Source organism: Devosia rhizoryzae (assembly GCF_016698665.1).
In the GTDB taxonomy this organism is placed as follows: domain Bacteria; phylum Pseudomonadota; class Alphaproteobacteria; order Rhizobiales; family Devosiaceae; genus Devosia; species Devosia rhizoryzae.
Window position 1 is genome coordinate 3,110,953 of record NZ_CP068046.1, and the last position, 20,357, is coordinate 3,131,309.

Below are 20,357 nucleotides of genomic sequence, written 5' to 3' on the forward strand. Positions count from 1 at the left end.
GGAGCGGCGCGTGACACGGCGACATCTGACATTGCTGACGCTCGCCGCGGCCACCGCGCTGACCGGCACGGCCTTGGCCGATCCGCCCAAGCCGATATCGGAAGAGCGCTTGCGTCCAGGCCTTTATCCGGCAGCCCCGGTTCCGGAAGAATTTGCGGTTGCGCCGCCCGAACCTGGCCATCCGCCCTTCGATCTCGACTGGTCGGTGGGGCTCAAGGGCACTTATACCAGCGCCAATACCGGCAACAGTTTCGTTTCGACCCTCAATCCGCGCTTCACGGCGACCCATGATGGGTTGCGCGCCAATGTAGTGATCGACGGCGCCGCTGAGATCGCCAAACCGTGGCAGCCGCAGGGCGAGATCGACGTGCCGGCGCTGCGGCTGGGCATCACGGCCACGGCGCCGATCGACAGCACGACAACGGCGTTTGCCAATGCCTCTCTGGCCCTCAACCAGCAGTTGCCCACCACGCCGGGCCTCGACCCGCTGATCATCCAGCCGCCGGAAGTGTTTACCGGCACTGCAGGTGTTGGCGTCGATCGCGCTTTCGGCAAGTTTACTCTGGCGGCGCGCGGCACGGCCGAGCGCAATACTTATGGGCCGACGACACGCCGCGACACCGGTGTTACCGACAACACGGCGTCCAATGTGTGGGAACTGGATTCGAGCCTGCGCCTCGGCTTTCAGGCGACGCCGATCATCGAGGTTTTTGCGGAAGCAAGTACAGGTCGGGACTACTTCGACCAGCCATCAGCCCTTGGCGTGCGCAGCGATGCGACAGACATGGCGCTGCGTGGCGGCGTTGCGGGCGAGTGGAACAGCGTGCTCTCCGCCAGCGCTTCGGCCGGGTACGGCTACCATAATTTCGACGATGCGAGCCTGGTCGACGTGGCGACGCAGCTTTATGACGCCAGCATTACCTATCGGCCCGATCCGACGATCAGCCTGACGGCGCGCTACAGTACCAGCATCGAGCCGGTGGGCGCCGATGCGCGCGGCACGGCCCGCATTTCCCAGACGGCGGTGGCCGACGTCTCGTACATTGCCAATTCTTGGCTTCGCCTTCGCGCTTCGGCCGATTGGGGACGTTCGGTGCTGACCGGCAGCACCGAGACCGAACAGCGCTACGGAGCCGGCGCGGGCGCCGACTACAAGATCAATTCGCATACTGCCGTCTCGGCCGATTACAACTATCTCAACCGCGACAACTCCGTCACCGGGGTTGTCAACAGCCACACGGTTAGCCTCGGCGTGACGCTCAAGCGCTAGAGCTGGTCGCTGAGATCGAGGGCGCGCAGTTCCTTGAGGAAGCCGGGGCGGATATCTTCCCGGTCGAGCGCGAAGACGACGTTGGCCGTAAGAAAGCCGAGCTTGGCGCCGCAATCGAAGACCTTGCCCTCGTATTTGACGCCGGTGAACTTTTGCTGGTTCATCAGGTTCTGCATGGCGTCGGTGATCTGGATTTCGCCACCCGCGCCCTTTGTCTGCTCGGCAAGGAGCGAGAAGATTTCGGGCTGGAGGATATAGCGGCCGGAGATGAAGAGGTTGGAGGGAGCGTCCTCGCGCTTGGGCTTTTCCACCATGCCGTCGATGCGGAATCCGGTATCCGGGCCCTCGCCGCGGACGACGACGCCATAGGAGGAGACGTCCTCCCAGGCGCATTCTTCGACGCCGATGACATTGCCGCCGGTTTCTTCATAGGCATCCATCATCTGCCGCAAAACGCCGGGCTTGGCGCGGAAGACCATGTCAGGCAGCAGGAGGGCGAAAGGCTGGTCGCCTACGATGTCGCGGGCGCACCAAACGGCGTGGCCAAGACCCAGGGGTTCCTGCTGGCGGGTAAAGCTCGTGCGGCCGGCCGAAGGGAGGTCCTTGCGCAGCTCGTCGAGCGCGGGGTGCTTGCCGCGGGCTTCAAGCGTTGCTTCGAGCTCGAACTGGCGATCGAAGTGATCCTCGATGACGCCCTTGTTGCGGCCGGTGACGAAAACGAAATGCTCGATGCCGGCTTCGCGTGCCTCGTCTACCGCATATTGGATCAAGGGGCGGTCGACCACGGTCAACATTTCCTTGGGCATGGCCTTGGTCGCTGGAAGAAAGCGGGTGCCGAGGCCTGCAACGGGGAATACGGCGGTACGAACGCGCTTGGACAAAACTCACTCCTGGTGACACGGTGTCGGCGTAAATCTAAATCAACGTCTGCTTTATATCACTGTGCCCTAGCATTTCTCTAACGGAGAGCAATTCCCATGACCGTTCTTGTGACCGGCGGAGCCGGCTATATCGGCAGCCACATGGTCCTCAACCTTGCCGACAGCGGTGAGAAGGTCGTGGTTCTCGACAATCTCGTCACTGGCTTCGACTGGGCGATCGATGGAAGGGCCATCTTCGAGCCGGGCAATGCCGGAGACATGGATCTGGTTCTTCGCCTGATCGAAAAACACGGCATTACCGAAATCGTTCACTTTGCCGGTTCGATCGTAGTGCCTGAATCGGTCAGCAATCCGCTAAAATACTACTCAAACAACACCGCGACTTCCCGCAACCTGATCGAGGCGGCGGTGAAGGGCGGGGTCAAGCATTTCATCTTTTCCTCGACCGCTGCCGTCTATGGCATGACGGGCCTCGCGCCGGTCGTGGAAGATACACCGCTCAATCCGATGTCGCCCTATGGCCGGTCGAAACTGATGACCGAATGGATGCTGGCCGATGTCGCGGCGGCGCATCCGATTACCTATGGGGTCCTGCGCTATTTCAACGTTGCTGGCGGCGATCCGCAAAAGCGCAGCGGGCAATCTACTCCAGCGGCGACGCATCTGATCAAGGTGGCGTGCCAGGTGGCGCTCGGGCAGCGCGAGAAGATGGACATTTTCGGCACCGACTATGAGACGCCAGACGGCACCTGCATCCGCGACTATATCCACGTGACCGACCTCATCGCCGCCCATGCGCTGCTGCTCAAGCACCTGCGCTATCGCGGGGCATCGACGACGATGAACGCGGCCTATAACCAGGGATATTCGGTGCGGCAGGTGGTGGATACCGTCCGCTCGGTTTCCGGCATCAACCTCCGTGCGGACGAGGGCCCGCGCCGTCCGGGCGATCCGGCTTCGGTGACCGCCACGGGCGGGAAGCTGCGGGAGCTGGGCTGGACGCCCGAGCATGACGATCTCAACGAAATCGTGCGCCACGCCTATGACTGGGAACGCCACCTGATGACGCGGAACCGCTGACGATGCGGCGCGCAGGCCTTCTCTGGCTCGTGCTGGCAACGCCCGCCTTGGCGCAGCCAAGCGGCAGCTTTGCCGATTTCGTCGCCGAGTTCCGGGGCGAAGCCTTGGCAAACGGGGTCAGCGCGCAGCTTTACGACAGCATCATGCCGGCGCTGACGCCCGACCCCAATGTGCCCAACCTGGTCGATACCCAGCCCGAGTTCACGACGCCGGTCTGGGACTATATCGACGCGCGGGTTTCCGCTTCGCGCGTCGAGCGGGGCAGGGCAGCTCTCAGCCGCAATAGAGAACTTTTTGCCGCGGTGGGCCAGCGCTACGGCGTAGACCCCTACCTGCTCGGCGCCATTTGGGGCATGGAGACCGATTATGGTGGGGTGCTGGGCAATACGAGCCTGATCCGCCCAATCGTGCGCTCGCTGGCGACCGTCGCCTGGCAACGCCGCAGCCGCTTCGTCGAAGACAAGGCAGATCTTGTTGCTGCGCTCCAGCTTACCGAACGCAACGGTGGCAGCTCGCCGATTGGCTCCTGGGCGGGGGCCATCGGGCACCTGCAGGTTAATCCCAGCAATGTGGTCAAGCACGGAACGGATGGCGATGGCGACGGGCGCGTCGACCTCCACAACTCGCTTGCCGATGCGCTGGCAACCAGCGCCGTGTTCATCCGCAGCCTTGGCTATCAGCCCGGCCAGGATTGGGGCTTTGAAGTTTCGGTTCCGGAAGGCTTCGACTATCTGCTTGCGACGCGCGACCAGCTTCGCCCCATCAGCTTCTTTGCCGAACGCGGCATCGCCCGGGTCTCGGGCAGGCCTTTTGCCGAAACCGGAACGCCGGTTTTCCTTTATGTGCCGGCCGGCAAGACGGGCCCCAAATTCCTGATGACCGCCAATTACCTGGTGCTCAAGGGCTATAATTTTTCCGACAGCTACGCCATGGCTGTGGCGCATCTGACCGACCGGCTGAAAGGCGGCGGCAGCTTTGCGACGCCCTGGCCGCGAAATACCACCTTTCCGGATCTGGCGCAGCGCAAGGCCATTCAGCAGGCGCTTGGTGCCCTCGGCCTTTATAGCGGCGCGGTGGACGGCCGCCTTGGTCCGGTCACGCAGGCAGCCTATGCCCGTTTTCAGGCTGCGCGCGGCGAAGTCGCCGACGGCTTTGTAACCCGGACGGCCTATGAGGCGTTAGCAGCAGCGACGCGGTAACGCATCCATGAGCGGCGTGGTCAGGGGCCATCCGCAATGCTAAAAAACGGGGCTGGATGTGAATGGAACGGTGATGAAGCGCTTCGTCCTGCTCTTTTTGATCGCAATGCTTGCGGTGCTCGACACCGCGCCCGCCTTCGCGCAGGCGCCGGGTGACGACACGCTGGTGGTTGCGCAAGCGCAGACCGGGCGCCGGCGCACGCTGTTCGACCTTTTGTTCGGCGAAGAGCCTGCGCCACCAGCCGCTCCCGTGCCCGAGCCGCGCCGGGCTGTGCCGCGCGCCTCGGCGCCCGCTGCGGCGCCGGTTGCCGCAGCCCCGCCACCGCCGCCGGAGCCCGATGTGACCAAGGACCCCGATGCGACGCGGCTTGCGGTTTTCGGGGATTCCTTGGCGATTGATCTCACCAAGGCGCTGGAGCGCTTTTATGCCGAAGACCCCAATATCGTGGTCATCGGGCAGGGGGTTTCGTCGTCCGGGTTCGTGCGCGACGATTATTTCGACTGGAACCAGACCATCGAGGAACAGATCGCCGCCGACAGTTTCGATCTGGCCGTCGTCATCATCGGCATCAATGACCGGCAGGATATTTCGGCCAATGGCCAAAGCTTTGCGCCGCTGAGCGAAGGCTGGAAAGCGGCTTACCAGGCGCGGCTCAACGACTTCCTCAATCGCCTTCGCGCGGCCCGCAAGCCGGTGGTCTGGGTGGGGCTGCCGCCCATGTCGAAGAGCGATTATTCCGGCGCGATTAGCCAGATCAGTGCCCTGCAAAAACTGGCGGCCTTTTCGGGCGGTGCTGAATTTTTGGATATCTACGACCGCTTCCTTGGTGAGGACGGCAAATATTCTTCGCAAGGTCCGGACGTGAACGGGCAGAATGCCCGCATGCGCAAGGATGACGGCATCCACTTCTCCAATGCCGGTTCCGACAAGCTGGCCTTCTATATCAGCCAGGCGCTGAGCGCCTTTTATCGCGGCGGCACGATCAGCGTGGCGGTCGCCGACCCGCTTGCCGGCACCGAAGCTGCGGCGATGTTGCGACCGCCCTACCAAGGGTTGGGGCAGACAAGGCTGCTCGAAGTTGCCGGCGCGGTGACGCCGATCAGCCGGGCGCCGCAGCGCGCTTCGGACCTGCTTATGGCGACGGGATCGACTGAGGCGGCGCCAGCCTTCAGTCTCGATCAGTTGATGCAGGCGCCCACGGGCCGGGTCGATGCGTTTGGCGTTGGGGTCGATCCTGAGGACGACATGCCGGACGAGCCCGAAGTGCTTCAGTAGCCTTGTTTTATGTTAGCGTCACGCAGCGCCAAGCAGTCCGCTGGCCTTGATGCCGTCGAAGACGAACTGCACCGCGAGCGCGGCCAGCAGGATGCCAACAACGCGGGAAACCACCGAAAGCCCGGTGAGACCCAGGAGACGCTGAATCGGGATCGCGATCAAGAGCGTCAGCCAGGCTAGGGCCAAAATGGTAACGAGAGCCGCAAGCACCATCCAGAATTCGAGGTCAGACTTTGCGCCGGTGGTGAGGAGGATGACGGCGCTGATAGCACCCGGCCCGGCGAGCAGCGGCATGGCTAGGGGAAAGACGGAAATGTCCTGCGCCCGCCGCGCCTCGCGCTCTTCTTCATCCGTCGTGCCGGTGCCACCCGAATGGCGGGCAAACACCATGTCGATGGCGATCAGCAACAAGAGGATGCCGCCAGCCGTACGTAGGGCCGGGATAGTGATGCCGAAGAGATCGAGGATGGCATTGCCGAGCACGGCAAAGAACATCAGGATCGCTAGCGCGATCAGCACGCCGCGGGTGGCAAAGGTTCGCCGTTCGGCCGGCGTATTGTCCTTGGTCAGGGCCGCGAAGATGAAGGCGATGTCGGCTACGCCGACCGTTGCGAACAGCGTGGCGAAGGCAACCAGGAAGGCGTTCATGAACGCCGCTTTTCGATGGCGTCCCAGATCAGGGCGGCGATGTCGGGGCCGTCGAAGCGTTTGATTTCGCGGATGCCGGTGGGGGAGGTGACGTTGATTTCCGTGAGATAGCCGCCTATGACGTCGATGCCGACGAAGATCATGTCGCGCTCCTTGAGCGCAGGCGCGATGCGAGCGCAGATTTCGAGCTCGCGCTCGGTCAGCGGTGAAAGCTCGGGGCGGCCGCCGACATGCATATTGGAGCGGGCTTCGCCTTCGGCCGGGATGCGATTAAGGCCCATGATGGGCTCGCCGTCGATGATGATGATCCGCTTGTCGCCCTTGCGCACGTCGGGCAGGTATTTCTGGATCATGAAGGGTTCGCGGTAATTCTGCTCAAAGAGTTCAAGCAGCGAGGCCAGGTTGTGGTCGCCCTCCTGGAGGAAGAAGACGCCGGCGCCGCCATTGCCGTAAAGCGGCTTGACGATGATGTTGCCGTGCTCCTTGCGGAAGGCGTGAATTTCAGTGCGGTCGCGGGTTACCAGCGTCGGCGGCATCAGCTCGGGAAATTCGGTGACGAGGATTTTTTCCGGCGCATTGCGCACGGCCGCCGGCGGATTGACCACCAGCGTCTTGGGATGGATGCGCTCGAGCAGGTGCGTGAGCGTAATATAGTTCATGTCGAAGGGCGGGTCCTGGCGCATCAGGACCACATCCTGCGTCGAAAGGTCGATGCGCTGTGGCTCGCCCAGGGTGAAATGCTGGCCCTTTTCAGCATCGGTGACAGTGATCGGCTGCACGAGGGCGCTGACCTTGTTGTCGCGCATGGACAGCGTGTCGTGCGTATAATGGAGCAGCGCATGGCCGCGCGCCTGGGCCTCAAGCATCATGGCGAAAGTGGAATCGCCGCGCGGATTGATGGTGGCGACATGGTCCATTTGGACGGCGACTTTGAGCGACATGAGCTTACTCGCTTACGGAAAAGGCGTGCTTGAGATGGCGCGGCCAGCGGCCGGGCGCAAGGAAAATTACATCAAAGCGGCAGTCCTTAATGGCATCCTTGGGATGGCGGGAGAGCCAGTGTTTCGCGGCGCGGGCGATGCGGGACTGGTTGACGACGCCAAGTGCCATGGCTTCGTCGCCGCCCTTTGTCCTTTGTTTCACCTCGACAAAGACCAGGGTACCGGCTTTTTCGGCCACCAGGTCGATCTCGCCGACGGGCGTTTTGTAGCGGCGGGCGCGAATGCTGTAGAGCTTGGCCTGGAGATACCATGCCGCCAGTGCTTCGGCGCGATGGCCTGATCGATGCGCCTGTTGTCGGCGCTCAGTCACGGTCTTTGAGCGCGAGTGCGGCATCGTAGACCTCCTTGCGCTTGAGGCCGAACCGCGCGGCAATGTCATCTACGGCCGCGCGAAGCGGGTGATCTCCCATGGCTTCGGTTAGCGCGGCTTGCCAGTCTTCCGCGGCAGGGGCACTCGGCTCAGCCGCGCCAGCAACGGTGATAACGGCTTCGCCTTTGGTATCGTTTTCGGCGAAGAAAGCGGCGAGTTCAGTAAGGCTGCCACGTCGGGTGCGCTCAAAACGCTTGGTGAGTTCTAGGGAGACGGCGGCTTGGCGGTTGCCCAAAACCTCCGCCATTGCCGTCAGGGTATCTGCGAGCCGGCGTGGGGACTCGTAGAAGACCAGTGTTTCACGTGAAACGGCGTATTTTTTCAGAGCATTGGCTCGGGCACCAGCCTTCGGCGGCAGAAAGCCGTGGAAAGCGAAGGCGTCCGTCGGGAGGCCAGCGACCACTAGAGCCGAGAGAAGGGCAGAAGCGCCGGGGATGGGAAATACGGGGAGGTTCTGCTCGGCCAGCGTGCGGATAAGCGGGAATCCCGGATCAGAGAGAAGCGGCGTGCCGGCATCAGAGATAAGAGCGATCGCAGCCCCGTCGGCGATGCGATTGGCGATGTCTTCGGCCTTGTCGCGCTCGTTGTGCTCGTGGAAGGCGACGCGTTTCACGCGAATGCCGTAGTGATCGAGAAGCTTGGCGGATGTGCGCGTGTCTTCGCACAGAACTGCTTCTGCAGCGGCGAGGGTTTCGATCGCCCTTATGGTTATGTCGCGCAGATTGCCGATCGGGGTCGCGACGACATAGAGGCCGGGAGCCAGGTCCGGCGCCGAAAACTGCGTTCCGGCGATGTAGTAGTCATGGCTCACGCGTCACCTCCGTTCAGGCGGCAAGGTCGGCCACGACTGCATCGAGCACAGGGAAGCCCTTTTCCGTGACGCGGATATTGCCATTGGGCAGGGTTTCCACAAAGCCATAGCCTTTGAGCGCGGCGATCTGGGCCTCGGAAATACCTCGGCCTGAGATCGACATGAAGCGTGCCGGGGAGATGCCTTCCTTCATGCGCAGGCCCATGACGAGGAATTCGTCCCCCTGTTCTTCCCACGTGAGAACGTCGTCGGTGACCATGCCATGGCCCTTGGCATTGACCTTGGCGAGCCAGTCGAAGGGCATCTTTTCGGTGGCGGTAGCGTGGCGCTGGTTGTTGACCAGGAGCCGGCCATGGGCGCCGGGACCGATGCCGGCATATTCGCCATAGCGCCAATAGAGCATATTGTGGCGCGATTCCTGACCAGGTACGGCGTGATTGGAGATTTCGTAGGCGGGCATGCCGGCTGCCTTGGTCAGCTCTTGGGTGAGCTCATAGAAATCGGCGGCCAGATCCTCGTTGGGCATCTGCAACTTGCCGGCATTGAAAAGGTCGAAGTAGCGCGTGCCCTGCTCGATGGTGAGCTGGTAAAGACTCAAGTGCCCGCGCGCCATCCAAATGGCCTCCTTGAGCTCGTCTTCCCAATCTTCCAGCGTTTGCTTCGGACGCGCGTAGATCAGGTCAAAGGAGCTGCGGTCGAAAATCGACTGAGCGATGCGCACGGCGGCGACGGCTTCTTCCACCGTGTGACGCCGACCAAGTTCGGCGAGCGGACCGGGCCGCAGCGATTGAACGCCGAGGGAAACACGGTTGACGCCGGCGGTGCGGAAGCCGCGGAAACGGTCCACTTCCACCGAGGTCGGATTGGCTTCGAGCGTGATTTCAGCCTTGCGGTCGATTTCCCATTCTTCCGCCACGGCATCGATGATGGCGGCTACGGCCTTAGGCGACATCAGCGACGGGGTGCCGCCGCCAAAAAAGATCGACTGCACCAGGCGGCCGGGTGAGAGCGAGGCCATATGGGCGATTTCGCGCTTGTAGCCTTCGACAAAGGCATCCTCGTCGAAAGCACCGCGATGCACATGCGAATTGAAATCGCAGTAGGGGCACTTCGAGGCGCAGAAGGGCCAGTGGATGTAAATGCCGAAGAGGTCGTTGGCGCTAGCCATGCTCGATTTGCTCTTCGATGAACTTGGCGAATGCACGGGCACGATGGCTCAGGCCCTGCTGTCCCGGTGACCAGTTGTTCTTGGTCTCTCGAGTCATTTCCCCGAAGGTCTGGTCGTATCCGTCGGGCATGAACATAGGATCATAGCCATGGCCGATGTCGCCGCGCGGCGGCCAAACGAGGGTGCCGTCGCAACGGCCGACGTAAAGCACGTCGCGGCCATCAGGATGGGCAAGGCACAGGGTGGCGTTGAAGGAGGCGCGGCGCTGGCTGGGTGAATTGGCGCCGATGGCCTGGAGGGCATCCTCGACGCGCTTCATGGCGCGGCCAAAATCGCGCGGCACGCCGGCCCAGTCGGCGGTGTAGACGCCGGGTTCGCCGTTAAGCGCATCGACACAGATGCCTGAATCGTCGGAGAGCGCGAGCATGTTCGCGCCCTTGGCGGCCGCATGGGCCTTGGTGCGGGCGTTTTCGGCAAAGGTGGTGCCGGTTTCCTCGGGTTCGAGCAGGCCAAGTTCGCCAGCGGATACCAGTTCAAGGCCGAAGGGGACAAAGAGCTCGCGGAATTCGGCCAGTTTGCCGGCATTGTGGGTGGCGATGCAAAGACGCGTGCCGGGCTTGAGGCGGGGCAGGGTCATTTTGCCTCCAGCGCGCGTTGAATGTCGTTCCAGATGGCGCAGTTGCGCTCCGAAAAAGACGCCCCCTCATCCGCCCTTCGGGCACCTTCTCCCGCGGGGGGAGAAGGGGAACCCGGTAGGTGGGGAATGCTCGACGCCTCCCCTCTCCCCTTGCGGGAGAGGGTGGATCGGGCGAAGCCCGAGACGGGTGAGGGGTTCTTCAGCCAGCCCATCATGCGGAGAGCGCCTGTTTTTGCAGGACCGACAGCTCGCCGATGCCTTTTTCGGCGAGACTCATCAGCGCTTCGAGCTCGCTGCGATCGAAGGGGGCGCCTTCGGCGGTGCCCTGGATTTCGACGAACTTGCCCGAACCGGTCATGACGAAGTTGGCGTCGGTTTCGGCTTCCACGTCTTCGAGGTAATCGAGATCAAGGAGCGGGGTGCCGCGATAGATGCCGCAGCTGACGGCCGCCACCGAATCCTTGAGCACGACGCCCTTAGTGAGCTTGCGCTCTTCCATCCAGGCAATGGCGTCGGCCAAGGCAACATAGGCTCCGGTAATCGAGGCGGTGCGGGTGCCGCCATCGGCTTCAAGCACGTCACAATCGAGCGTGACCTGGACTTCGCCCAAGGCCTGAAGATCGACCACAGCGCGGAGCGAGCGGCCGATGAGGCGCTGGATTTCCTGGGTGCGGCCGGACTGCTTGCCGGCGGTGGCCTCGCGACGAGTGCGCGAGCCGGTGGCGCGCGGGAGCATGCCATATTCGGCGGTGACCCAGCCCTGACCCTTGCCGCGCAGCCAGCCCGGCACGCTGGTTTCAACCGATGCGGTGACCAGGACCTTGGTATTGCCGAAGGAAACGAGGCAGGAGCCTTCGGCCTTCATGGCAACGTTTCGCTCGATCTTGACGGCTCGCATATCGGTGGGCTGACGTCCGGAAGGGCGCATGGGGAATCCAGAAAATGTGCTGTTAACCGCCTCTTAACCCTCCAGCGTCCCGCTCACAAGCTTTGGCCGCTTGGCGCTTGGCTTCTATGCGCTTAAATGAGGTCTCAAGGTTAAAGGTGACGAGTTTATTCAAACCACGATGACCAGGGCTCCCGAAGATTTTTTGAGCGTGCTCAATGCCCGCAGCCAGGAGATTTTCCGGCGGCTGGTGGAGCGCTATCTCGATACCGGGGTGCCGGTCGGCTCGCGGGATTTGAGCCGGCTGCTGCAGGTGGAACTCTCGCCCGCCTCGGTGCGCAATGTCATGGCCGATCTCGAAGACCTGGGGCTGATCGCGGCGCCGCACACATCGGCCGGGCGGGCGCCAACGCAGCAGGGCCTGCGGTTCTTCGTCGATTCGATGCTCGAAGTAGGGGCGGTGGATGAAGACCATCGCAGCCAGATTTCGCGGCAGATCGAAGGCACGGCCGGGCGGGGCAAGATCGAGGATCTCTTAAGCGAAGCGAGCTCGCTCCTTTCCGGCCTCAGCCAGGGCGCGGGGGTGGTGATCGCCACCAAGGCCGACATGGTGCTCAAGCATATCGAATTCGTGCGGCTCGATGCGACGCGGGCCATGGCCATCCTGGTCGGCCAGGATGGGCAGGTGGAAAACCGCATCCTCGACCTGCCGCCGGGATTTACCGCCAGCGCGCTGCAGCAGGCGAGCAATTACCTGGCCCACTATGTCGTGGGCCGAACCCTCGCCGAAGCGCGGCGGGTGCTCAACGAACGACGCGCCGAGCAGCGGGCCGAACTCGACGAGCTGACGCAAAAGCTGGTGGATGCGGGGATTGCGACGCTGAGCGAGCCGGGCGGCAATGGCTCGCCCACCGTCATCGTGCGCGGCCGCGGCAATCTCATCAACGATACCATGGCCAGCGACGAACTGCTGCGCATGCGGCAGCTGTTCGACGAACTTGAAAGCAAGGATGGACTGCTGGAGCTTTTGGGCGACGCCGAGCGCGGGCAGGGGGTCCGCATCTTTATCGGCTCGGAGAACAAGCTGTTTTCGCTGTCGGGCTCGTCGGTGATTCTGTCGCCCTATAAGGATGCCAACGATCGGGTCGTGGGCGTGCTTGGGGTGATTGGGCCGACGCGGCTCAACTATGCGCGGATCGTGCCGGTGGTGGATTACACGGCCAATGTCATTTCACAGATGATGGCGCGTGGGCGGCCGAAGGCTTGAAGTTTGAGCCTGTCTGGCCGATATGGCGGGCAGAACCCTTAATCGTTTACGGAAGAAGACAAGATGAGCGACGAAAACGCCGCCCAGGGCGAAACGCCGGACCTCGACCTGCCGGAAACCGAAACCGCGGAAGTCGATCCCGTCGAAGCGCTGCAGGCTGAAAATGCCGAGCTCAAGGACCGGGTGCTGCGCACCGTCGCCGAGATGGAAAACCTGCGCAAGCGCACCGAGCGCGATGTTTCCGACACCCGCTCTTATGCAATTGCCGGCTTTGCGCGCGACATGCTCTCGGCCACCGACGCGCTGAGCCGGGCCCTGCTGGTGATCCCGCAGGAAACCCGCGACACGGCAGAAGGCACGCTCAAGAGCCTTATCGAAGGGCTGGAACTGGCCGAACGCGAGATGCAGCGCCTTTTGGGCAAGCATGGCGTCAAGCCGATCGAAGCGGCCGGCCAGAAGTTCGACCCCAACAAGCACCAGGCCATGTTCGAAGTGCCGAACCCCAATGTGCCGGAAGGCACGGTGGTGCAGGTGGTGCAGCAGGGTTTTGCGATTGGCGAACGGGTATTGCGTCCGGCCATGGTCGGGGTCGCCAAGGGCGGCAGTGCCGGTGGCGGGGACGAGGGCGTCGACAAGAGCGCTTGAAGTTGAAGGGGGCGTCCGGTGGGCGCCCTTTTTGTTCGCTGGGTTTGGGTTTGGGGCCCACCCCCACCCGGCCTCCTCCTTCAGGAGGGGGAGGGGTGGGCTGGTGGCATTCACATATCTAGTCCCGCCCACCGCTTTGGCTCCTCCCCCGCCTTACGGGGGAGGTGGGGTGGGGGTTTGTTTCTAACCGAGGATCTCGCGGCTCTGCACGCGCTCGACGCCGGCGTCCGTCATGTCAGTCCAGGCCTGCTCGAGCGATCCGTTCGAATCAATGGCACGCGTTGCGTCCTCGATGACCGTGACGTCGAACCCGCCTGCGGCTGCATCGAGTGCGGTCCAGGCGACGCAGAAGTCGGTGGCGAGGCCGACCACGAAGAGGCGCCCGATGTCGCGTTCGTTGAGATAGCCGGCAAGGCCGGTCAGGGTTTCCCGATCGGCTTCCTGGAAGCCCGAATAGCTATCGATTCCGCGATTATAGCCCTTGCGGATGATGAGCTGCGCCTGTGGCACGTCGAGGTCACGGCTAATTTCGGCGCCATGGGTGTTCCAGACGCAGTGGTCGGGCCAGAGCACCTGCGTGCCGTAGTCGAGTTCGACGGTCTCGAACGGCGTTTTGCCTTCGTGCTGGCTGGCAAAGGAGACGTGATCGGCCGGGTGCCAATCCTGGGTCAGCACCACATGCTTGAACTTTTTGGCGAGCTGGTTGATCAGCGGCACGATCTCGTCGCCGCCAGCGACGGCAAGGCTGCCATTGGGCAGGAAATCGTATTGCACATCGACGATCAGCAGCACGTCTTCAGGTTCGATCTCGATCATGGATGGTCCTTTATCCAGTGGGCGGGGATCAGCCCGCGGACGGAATTGCCGAGATAGATTGCCTCGGCATGGCCTAGATCGGCAAGCGTCAGTACGCGCTCAACAACCTCGCCGCGCGCGATCAACTCGGCGCGGAGGGTGCCCGGCAAGAGACCGGAGGAAAGTGGCGGAGTCGTGAGCTGGCCATCCAGCTCGACGAAAAGATTGGTGAACGAGCCTTCGGTCAGCTCGCCCCGCTCATTGGTGAAGACGAGCTCGTCGAGGCCGAATTCATCATGAGCGCGCTGGCGCGGCTGGTCGTAAAAGAGGCGATTAGTGGTCTTGTGCGCGAGCCACAGCATGCCGGAATCGAGTGGTTCTGGATGGATGGCGAAACGGAACGTGGCCGGGCTTGGGGGGAGGGGAACGGCGGTGAGCGCAAGGCCTGCATCCGAGAGCGTCAGGCGGACGCGCATGGCTTGGATCCAGGTTTTCGCTTCATCGAGCAGGTACGCTTCGGCGCCGCTGGCATCGAGGGCGAAATAGGCGGCGGAGTGCCGAAGTCTCGCAAGGTGGCGATCAAGGAGAAGGTAGCCGTCTTCCGGGGTCCACTTGAAGGTCTCGATCAAGGTGACGGGCAGGGCGGGGTTGGCGAGGAAGGTTAGCTTGAGCAAAGCTTCGGCATATTCGTCTTCGGCCATGCTATCGGCGACGATGCCACCCCCAATGCCGATCTCGCCGACACCGTTGCGGATCGTTGCGGTGCGGATGGCGACGTTGAAGGCAAAATCGTTGTTGGGGGCAATATAGCCGATGGAACCGGTATAAAGGCCGCGCGGACCGGCTTCGACTTCGTGGATGATCTCCATTGCCCGCAATTTCGGCGCCCCGGTGATCGAGCCGCAGGGGAAGAGATTTTCGAGCACTTCCGCAATGCCGACACCGGGCTTTTTCCGCGCCTCTATGCCCGAAGTCATGGTGTGCAGGCTCGAAAAGGTCTCGACGGTGAACAGGTCGGTGACTTCGACCGAGCCGGTTTCGGCAATGCGGCCGAGATCGTTGCGCAGCAAGTCGACGATCATCAGGTTTTCGGCACGGTTCTTTTCGTCAGCGGCCAGCGCGGCACGCCCGGCCTGATCCTCGGCACGCGTCTTGCCGCGGCGCAACGTGCCCTTCATCGGCCGCGCCTTGAGCACGTCACCAGCGCCGGAAACAAAAAGTTCCGGCGAACGGGACAGGACCCAGTGGTCACCGGCATGGATCAGCGCGCCATAGGCGGTCTTCTGGCTCTGCGCCAGCGTGCGGTAAAGCCCGACCGGGTCGCCCCGGAGCTCAAAACCAGCCTTGAAGGTAAGGTTGACCTGATAGGTGTCGCCGGCCTCGATCAGCGTTTTTACCCGGTCGAAAGCCATGCGGTATTGCGCCAGCGTTTGCGAAGGCTGGATATCTGACGCGCTGCCTGCATTCGCTTGCGCAAGCAAGGCCGTCACATCGACCGAGACCGGTGCGCGGTAAAGCCCGAACCAGAGCAGCGGGGTCTCGCTTCGCTCCGGCAGCAGTGCACCGAGTCGTTCCTCGAACAGGAAGCCCACTTCGTATGCCAGGTATCCGGCCGCCCAGAGTCCCTCTTGTCCTGCACTCTCGAGCCGAACCAGTGCCGCCCGGGCTTCGGCGGCAGTGTGCGCGACCAGAGTCTCGACCGGCTCGGCAAAGAGCAGGTTCTGCCCCTTGGGCGAGAGATTGTCGTGGAGCAGCACGGTGCCGGGGGTCAACATGCGCCGGTTCTAGAGCAAACCAGCCATGGGCGTGAACTATTTTAAGTTGTGATGCGGCAGGGCGCGAATCACCCCTTGGCGGATAAATGCGCCAATGGCAGATAATGGCCATCCGGGCGGCTCTCGCTCGGCCTGAGGGCAATTTTCATGAACAAGTTCCTGCTGGGTGGCCTTGCCGCCCTTGCGCTGGTCGGCGTCGTTCCGGCCATGGCGCAAACCGTGGAATTCACGGTGATCAACAATAGCTCGGTGGACCTCCACTATTTCTATACGACCCCGAGCAACGACAACAATTGGGGCGAGGATCTCCTGGGGGATACTGGCATCCTAGAAGCCGGCTACCAGGCGACCGCCACGATCGGCGATGGTTCGGACCAATGCCTTTATGATTTCCGCTTCGTCATGTCGGACGGCTCGGAACTGGTCGAGCCCGCCATCGATATTTGCGAGCTGGGCAGCTACACGATCAACGACTGACGATCTTGCGCCGCCTGTCCGCGGGCGGCGCTCCCGCTTCCTGCACGGCCAAATTTCTCGCCTCCCTCGCGCTTGAAGCCCTTCGCGCACCCCCCTATATACGCCCCAGGCCTCGCAAGGGGCACATCCTAAACCTACGAGGGACCCGGTCGTTCGCGGCCAGAAGCTGCTTTCGCTGAAAGGGCTTCGCGGTGGGTTCGCTAAAAGAGAGGCTAGAAACAATGGCTAAAGTTATCGGTATCGACCTCGGTACGACCAACTCCTGCGTCGCCGTCATGGACGGCAGCAATCCCAAGGTCATCGAGAATGCGGAAGGCGCGCGCACCACGCCCTCCATGGTCGCCTTTTCCAAGGATGGCGAACGTCTCGTCGGCCAGCCGGCCAAGCGCCAGGCCGTGACCAATCCGGAAAATACCCTGTTTGCGGTCAAGCGCCTGATCGGCCGCCGCTATGACGACAAGGTCGTGGCCAAGGACAAGAACCTTGTGCCCTTCAAGATCGTCGCTGCCGACAATGGCGACGCATGGGTCGAAGCTTCGGGCGACAAGTATTCGCCTTCGCAGGTCTCGGCCATGGTTCTTCAGAAGATGAAGGAAACCGCTGAAGCCTATCTCGGCGAAAACGTCACCCAGGCGGTGATCACCGTTCCGGCCTATTTCAACGACTCGCAGCGCCAGGCCACCAAGGATGCTGGCAAGATCGCCGGCCTCGACGTGCTGCGCATCATCAACGAGCCGACCGCTGCTGCGCTGGCCTATGGCCTCGACAAGAAGAATTCGGGCACCATCGCGGTCTATGACCTTGGTGGCGGTACCTTCGACGTCTCGATTCTCGAGATCGGCGACGGCGTTTTCGAAGTGAAGTCGACCAATGGCGACACCTTCCTCGGTGGCGAAGACTTCGACATGCGTCTGGTCGATTACCTCGCCGACGAGTTCAAGAAAGAGCAGGGAATCGACCTGCGCAACGACAAGCTTGCTCTGCAGCGCCTCAAGGAAGCTGCCGAAAAGGCAAAGATTGAACTTTCGAGCTCGACCCAGACCGAAATCAACCTGCCCTTCATCACTGCAGACGCTTCGGGCCCGAAGCATCTGACGCTCAAGCTCAGCCGTTCCAAGCTCGAATCGCTGGTCGATGACCTGATCCAGCGCACCATCGACCCGTGCAAGCAGGCCATGAAGGATGCCGGCGTTTCGGCATCGCAGATCGACGAAGTGGTGCTGGTCGGCGGCATGAGCCGCATGCCCAAGGTCCAGGAAGCGGTCAAGCAGCTGTTCGGCAAGGAGCCGCACAAGGGCGTCAACCCGGACGAAGTCGTGGCCCTGGGCGCTGCCATCCAGGGCGGCGTCTTGCAGGGCGACGTCAAGGACGTGCTGCTGCTCGACGTGACCCCGCTGTCGCTCGGTATCGAAACGCTAGGTGGCGTCTTCACCCGTCTGATCGATCGCAACACCACGATCCCGACCAAGAAGAGCCAGACCTTCTCGACCGCCGAAGATAACCAGAATGCGGTGACCATCCGCGTCTTCCAGGGCGAGCGTGAAATGGCAGCCGACAATAAGCTGCTTGGCAACTTCGACCTCGCCGGCATTCCGCCCGCACCGCGCGGAGTGCCGCAGATCGAAGTGACCTTCGACATCGACGCCAACGGCATCGTCAATGTCTCGGCCAAGGACAAGGGCACCGGCAAGGAGCAGCAGATTCGCATCCAGGCCTCCGGTGGTCTTTCGGACGCCGACATCGAAAAGATGGTCAAGGACGCCGAAGCCAATGCCGAAGCCGACAAGCGCAAGCGCGAAGCGGTGGAAGCCCGGAACCAGGGCGAGTCGCTAATCCATTCAACCGAAAAGTCGCTCAAGGATTATGGCGATAAGGTATCGTCCGAAGACAAGTCGGCAATCGAAACCGCGATCACCGACCTTCGTTCGGTGCTTGAAGGCGACGATGCCGAAGCGATCAAGACCAAGACTGCAACCCTTGCCGAAGCCTCGATGAAGCTGGGCGAAGCCATGTACAAGGCATCGCAGGCAGAGGCAGAAGCGAAGGCCAACGGTTCGATGGACGATGATGACGACGACGTCGTCGATGCCGACTTCGAAGAAGTCAAAGGCGACGACGACAAGAAGTCGGCCTAAAGCGCCAAACGAATGACAAGGGCCCGGTGGAAACACCGGGCTTTTTTTGTTTGTTGATCGCGATGAATAATCGTGTACGGTAATTCGATGCTGATCACCTTCGACGAGACAAAACGTCAGTCCAACCTGATCAAGCATGGCCTCGATTTCGCAGATCTCACCCTCGAGTTCTTTGAATCTGCGGTGATCTTCGATGCTGCGCAGGACCGACTTAAAGCTCTTGGCACTTTTGCCGGCGAAATCGTCGTCGCCGTCGTGTTCAAACCCTTGGGCAGTGAAGCACTGACAATCATCTCGATGCGACCCGCCAGCCGCAAGGAAAGGAGCCTTTTATGACCAAGTTCTCTTCCAAACGTCCCCTGACCGACGCCGAGGAAGCTGAAATCCAAGCCATGATCGCCGGCGATCCCGATAATCCGGAAATCAGCGATGATGAGGCAAAGAACCCGATGAGCTTCTCCGAGGCACTGGCTCGCGGCCCGGGTCGGCCCCGGTTGGCCAATGCCAAAGAGCCGGTCACGCTTCGGCTCGACCCTCAGGTTATCGACAGCTTCAAGAAAGGTGGAGACGACTGGCGTGCCCGCATGGCGGAAGCCATTACCAAGGCTGCCGGTTAACGGCTTAATCTGCTCCACCTTCAAGTGGTGTGGCCCGGCCACTCGAGCATAGCTCTCATGGCCTTCTCGCCTGAGATCGCTCCACCGCAGCGATCTCGCCCGTCGGGGCGAGTCGAAGTTTCACGTGAATCGTTGATCCTCCGACCTCCCCTTGCTAATACCCGCGCGCCTGCCCATATGCGGGTCACCATGCCGGTGCTGCCGGCCGTTGTTTTTACCCATTCCAGCGCGACGACACTGTTTCCGGCGCGACGCAGGAGATTTTCGATCTTGGCTAAACGCGATTTCTACGAGGTGCTCGGCTGCCAGAAAGGCGCCGACGAGGCCACCCTCAAGAGCGCTTATCGCAAGCTCGCGATGCAGTTCCACCCGGACCGCAACCCCGGCAATGCCGAGGCGGAAGGCAAGTTCAAGGAAATCAACGAGGCCTACGATACGCTCAAGGACGGCCAGAAGCGCGCCGCCTATGACCGCTTCGGCCATGCCGCCTTCGAAAATGGCGGTGGCCGCGGGCCTGGAGGGTTCGGACCGGAATTCTCATCCTCGATGTCGGACATTTTCGAAGACATCTTTGGCGACTTTATGGGCGGGGCCGGTGGCGGCCGCCGTGGCGGCGCGGCCAAGACGCGTGGCTCGGACCTGCGCTATAATCTCGAAGTCACGCTCGAAGAAAGTTTTGAGGGCCGGACCGTCGAGATCGACGTGCCGACCCTTGCTACCTGCGAGACCTGCGAAGGCTCTGGCGCAAAGCCCGGCACCGGCACACATACCTGCCGCCAATGCGACGGCCACGGCAAGGTCCGCGCGGCGCAGGGGTTCTTTACCATCGAGCGCACCTGCCCGGTCTGCCAAGGCCGCGGCGAAATGATGGACCAGCCTTGCACCGATTGCGGTGGCCAGGGTCGCCGCCAGCAGAACCGCAAGCTTTCGGTCGACATCCCGCAGGGTATCGAGGACGGTACGCGCATTCGTCTCGCCAATGAAGGGGAAGCGGGATTGCGTGCCGGACCGCCGGGCGATCTTTATATTTTCGTCTCGATCAAGCCGCACCAGCTGTTCCAGCGCGACGGCGCCGATCTTTATGCGCGCGTACCGATTTCCATGACCACGGCCGCACTCGGCGGCGAGTTCGAAGTGCCGACGCTCGATTTTGCGCGGGCCAAGGTCAAGGTGCCGGCCGGCACGCAGCCGGGTCAGCGCGTGCGTCTCAAGGGCAAGGGCATGCCGGTCCTGCGCAGCAAGGATGTCGGCGATCTTTACGTGCAGCTCGACATCGAAACGCCGCAGAATCTGAGCCGCAAGCAGCGCGAGCTGCTGGAGGAATTTGCGCGGCTCGAGACGGAAGAGACCAGCCCGAATTCGGGCGGGTTTTTCGATAAGCTGAAGAAGATGTTCGACGCCTAGCGTACCCCCACCCAA

21 protein-coding genes are annotated in these 20,357 nt (G+C 62.2%); 11 read left to right on the forward strand and 10 right to left on the reverse strand.

Annotated elements, in window-relative coordinates; genetic code table 11:
- The first annotated feature begins 10 nt into the window (after positions 1-10).
- Positions 11-1,270: an outer membrane beta-barrel protein gene (locus tag JI748_RS15195; RefSeq protein ID WP_201632525.1), complete on the forward strand. Its 1,260-nt coding sequence runs from the start codon at positions 11-13 to the stop codon at positions 1,268-1,270.
- Here the strand turns inward: JI748_RS15195 and galU are convergent.
- On the reverse strand, positions 1,267-2,151 hold the full coding sequence (gene galU, locus JI748_RS15200; protein ID WP_201632528.1) for a UTP--glucose-1-phosphate uridylyltransferase GalU: 885 nt from the start codon (positions 2,149-2,151) through the stop codon (positions 1,267-1,269). The genes JI748_RS15195 and galU overlap by 4 nt on opposite strands.
- Positions 2,152-2,247: 96 nt before the next feature.
- Between galU and galE the strand changes: the two genes are divergently transcribed.
- From galE to JI748_RS15215, 3 genes are all read left to right on the forward strand, one after another.
- The gene (gene galE, locus JI748_RS15205; RefSeq protein WP_201632531.1) at positions 2,248-3,231 is read left to right on the forward strand and encodes a UDP-glucose 4-epimerase GalE; all 984 of its coding nucleotides are present in this window, start codon (positions 2,248-2,250) and stop codon (positions 3,229-3,231) included.
- Between the two features lie 2 nt (positions 3,232-3,233).
- The gene (locus tag JI748_RS15210) at positions 3,234-4,430 is read left to right on the forward strand and encodes a lytic murein transglycosylase (protein ID WP_201632534.1); all 1,197 of its coding nucleotides are present in this window, start codon (positions 3,234-3,236) and stop codon (positions 4,428-4,430) included.
- A 73-nt stretch (positions 4,431-4,503) separates the two neighbouring features.
- Positions 4,504-5,706, forward strand: a complete 1,203-nt coding sequence (locus tag JI748_RS15215) for an SGNH/GDSL hydrolase family protein (RefSeq protein ID WP_201632536.1) — start codon at positions 4,504-4,506, stop codon at positions 5,704-5,706.
- Positions 5,707-5,724: 18 nt separating this feature from the next.
- On the opposite strand, the gene JI748_RS15220 is transcribed toward JI748_RS15215, so the two are convergent.
- The 7 genes from JI748_RS15220 to rph form a co-directional block, all read right to left on the reverse strand.
- Positions 5,725-6,354, reverse strand: a complete 630-nt coding sequence (locus JI748_RS15220; RefSeq protein ID WP_201632539.1) for a MarC family protein — start codon at positions 6,352-6,354, stop codon at positions 5,725-5,727.
- Positions 6,351-7,295: a glutathione synthase gene (gene gshB / locus JI748_RS15225; protein WP_201632542.1), complete on the reverse strand. Its 945-nt coding sequence runs from the start codon at positions 7,293-7,295 to the stop codon at positions 6,351-6,353. The genes JI748_RS15220 and gshB overlap by 4 nt, the downstream gene beginning before the upstream one ends.
- A 4-nt stretch (positions 7,296-7,299) precedes the next feature.
- Positions 7,300-7,689 (reverse strand): YraN family protein, encoded by a 390-nt coding sequence (locus tag JI748_RS15230; protein WP_201632545.1) that lies wholly within the window; start codon positions 7,687-7,689, stop codon positions 7,300-7,302.
- Positions 7,658-8,536, reverse strand: a complete 879-nt coding sequence (gene rsmI / locus JI748_RS15235; RefSeq protein WP_201632548.1) for a 16S rRNA (cytidine(1402)-2'-O)-methyltransferase — start codon at positions 8,534-8,536, stop codon at positions 7,658-7,660. Before rsmI ends, JI748_RS15230 begins: the two co-directional genes overlap by 32 nt.
- A gap of 13 nt (positions 8,537-8,549) precedes the next feature.
- Positions 8,550-9,704: a radical SAM family heme chaperone HemW gene (hemW, locus tag JI748_RS15240; protein ID WP_201632551.1), complete on the reverse strand. Its 1,155-nt coding sequence runs from the start codon at positions 9,702-9,704 to the stop codon at positions 8,550-8,552.
- Positions 9,697-10,341 carry an RdgB/HAM1 family non-canonical purine NTP pyrophosphatase gene (rdgB, locus tag JI748_RS15245; RefSeq protein ID WP_201632554.1) on the reverse strand — a complete coding sequence of 215 codons (645 nt, stop codon included), beginning with the start codon at positions 10,339-10,341 and terminating at the stop codon, positions 9,697-9,699. Before rdgB ends, hemW begins: the two co-directional genes overlap by 8 nt.
- A gap of 211 nt (positions 10,342-10,552) precedes the next feature.
- On the reverse strand, positions 10,553-11,269 hold the full coding sequence (gene rph, locus JI748_RS15250; protein WP_201632558.1) for a ribonuclease PH: 717 nt from the start codon (positions 11,267-11,269) through the stop codon (positions 10,553-10,555).
- A 139-nt stretch (positions 11,270-11,408) separates the two neighbouring features.
- On the opposite strand from rph, the gene hrcA reads away from it, so the two are divergent.
- Positions 11,409-12,494: a heat-inducible transcriptional repressor HrcA gene (gene hrcA, locus JI748_RS15255; RefSeq protein ID WP_201632561.1), complete on the forward strand. Its 1,086-nt coding sequence runs from the start codon at positions 11,409-11,411 to the stop codon at positions 12,492-12,494.
- A 63-nt stretch (positions 12,495-12,557) separates the two neighbouring features.
- Positions 12,558-13,139, forward strand: coding sequence for a nucleotide exchange factor GrpE (gene grpE / locus JI748_RS15260; RefSeq protein ID WP_164532993.1), 582 nt, complete (start codon positions 12,558-12,560; stop codon positions 13,137-13,139).
- 183 nt (positions 13,140-13,322) lie between these two features.
- Here the strand turns inward: grpE and pncA are convergent, their stop codons facing one another.
- Positions 13,323-13,955 carry a bifunctional nicotinamidase/pyrazinamidase gene (gene pncA, locus JI748_RS15265; protein WP_201632563.1) on the reverse strand — a complete coding sequence of 211 codons (633 nt, stop codon included), beginning with the start codon at positions 13,953-13,955 and terminating at the stop codon, positions 13,323-13,325.
- On the reverse strand, positions 13,952-15,709 hold the full coding sequence (pabB, locus tag JI748_RS15270; RefSeq protein ID WP_201632566.1) for an aminodeoxychorismate synthase component I: 1,758 nt from the start codon (positions 15,707-15,709) through the stop codon (positions 13,952-13,954). Before pabB ends, pncA begins: the two co-directional genes overlap by 4 nt.
- 147 nt (positions 15,710-15,856) lie before the next feature.
- Between pabB and JI748_RS15275 the strand changes: the two genes are divergently transcribed.
- The 5 genes from JI748_RS15275 to dnaJ all read left to right on the forward strand — a co-directional run bounded on the left by JI748_RS15275 (position 15,857) and on the right by dnaJ (position 20,342).
- Entirely contained in the window at positions 15,857-16,186 is a 330-nt protein-coding gene (locus tag JI748_RS15275; protein WP_201632569.1) for a hypothetical protein, read from the forward strand.
- A 221-nt stretch (positions 16,187-16,407) separates the two neighbouring features.
- Positions 16,408-18,321: a molecular chaperone DnaK gene (gene dnaK / locus JI748_RS15280; protein WP_201632583.1), complete on the forward strand. Its 1,914-nt coding sequence runs from the start codon at positions 16,408-16,410 to the stop codon at positions 18,319-18,321.
- Positions 18,322-18,408: 87 nt separating this feature from the next.
- Positions 18,409-18,657 carry a BrnT family toxin gene (locus JI748_RS15285; RefSeq protein ID WP_201632586.1) on the forward strand — a complete coding sequence of 83 codons (249 nt, stop codon included), beginning with the start codon at positions 18,409-18,411 and terminating at the stop codon, positions 18,655-18,657.
- The gene (locus tag JI748_RS15290; RefSeq protein WP_201632589.1) at positions 18,654-18,938 is read left to right on the forward strand and encodes a BrnA antitoxin family protein; all 285 of its coding nucleotides are present in this window, start codon (positions 18,654-18,656) and stop codon (positions 18,936-18,938) included. The genes JI748_RS15285 and JI748_RS15290 overlap by 4 nt, the downstream gene beginning before the upstream one ends.
- 270 nt (positions 18,939-19,208) lie before the next feature.
- A complete protein-coding gene (gene dnaJ / locus JI748_RS15295; RefSeq protein ID WP_211200722.1) occupies positions 19,209-20,342 on the forward strand; it encodes a molecular chaperone DnaJ in 1,134 nt (377 codons plus the stop codon).
- Positions 20,343-20,357: the final 15 nt, after the last annotated feature.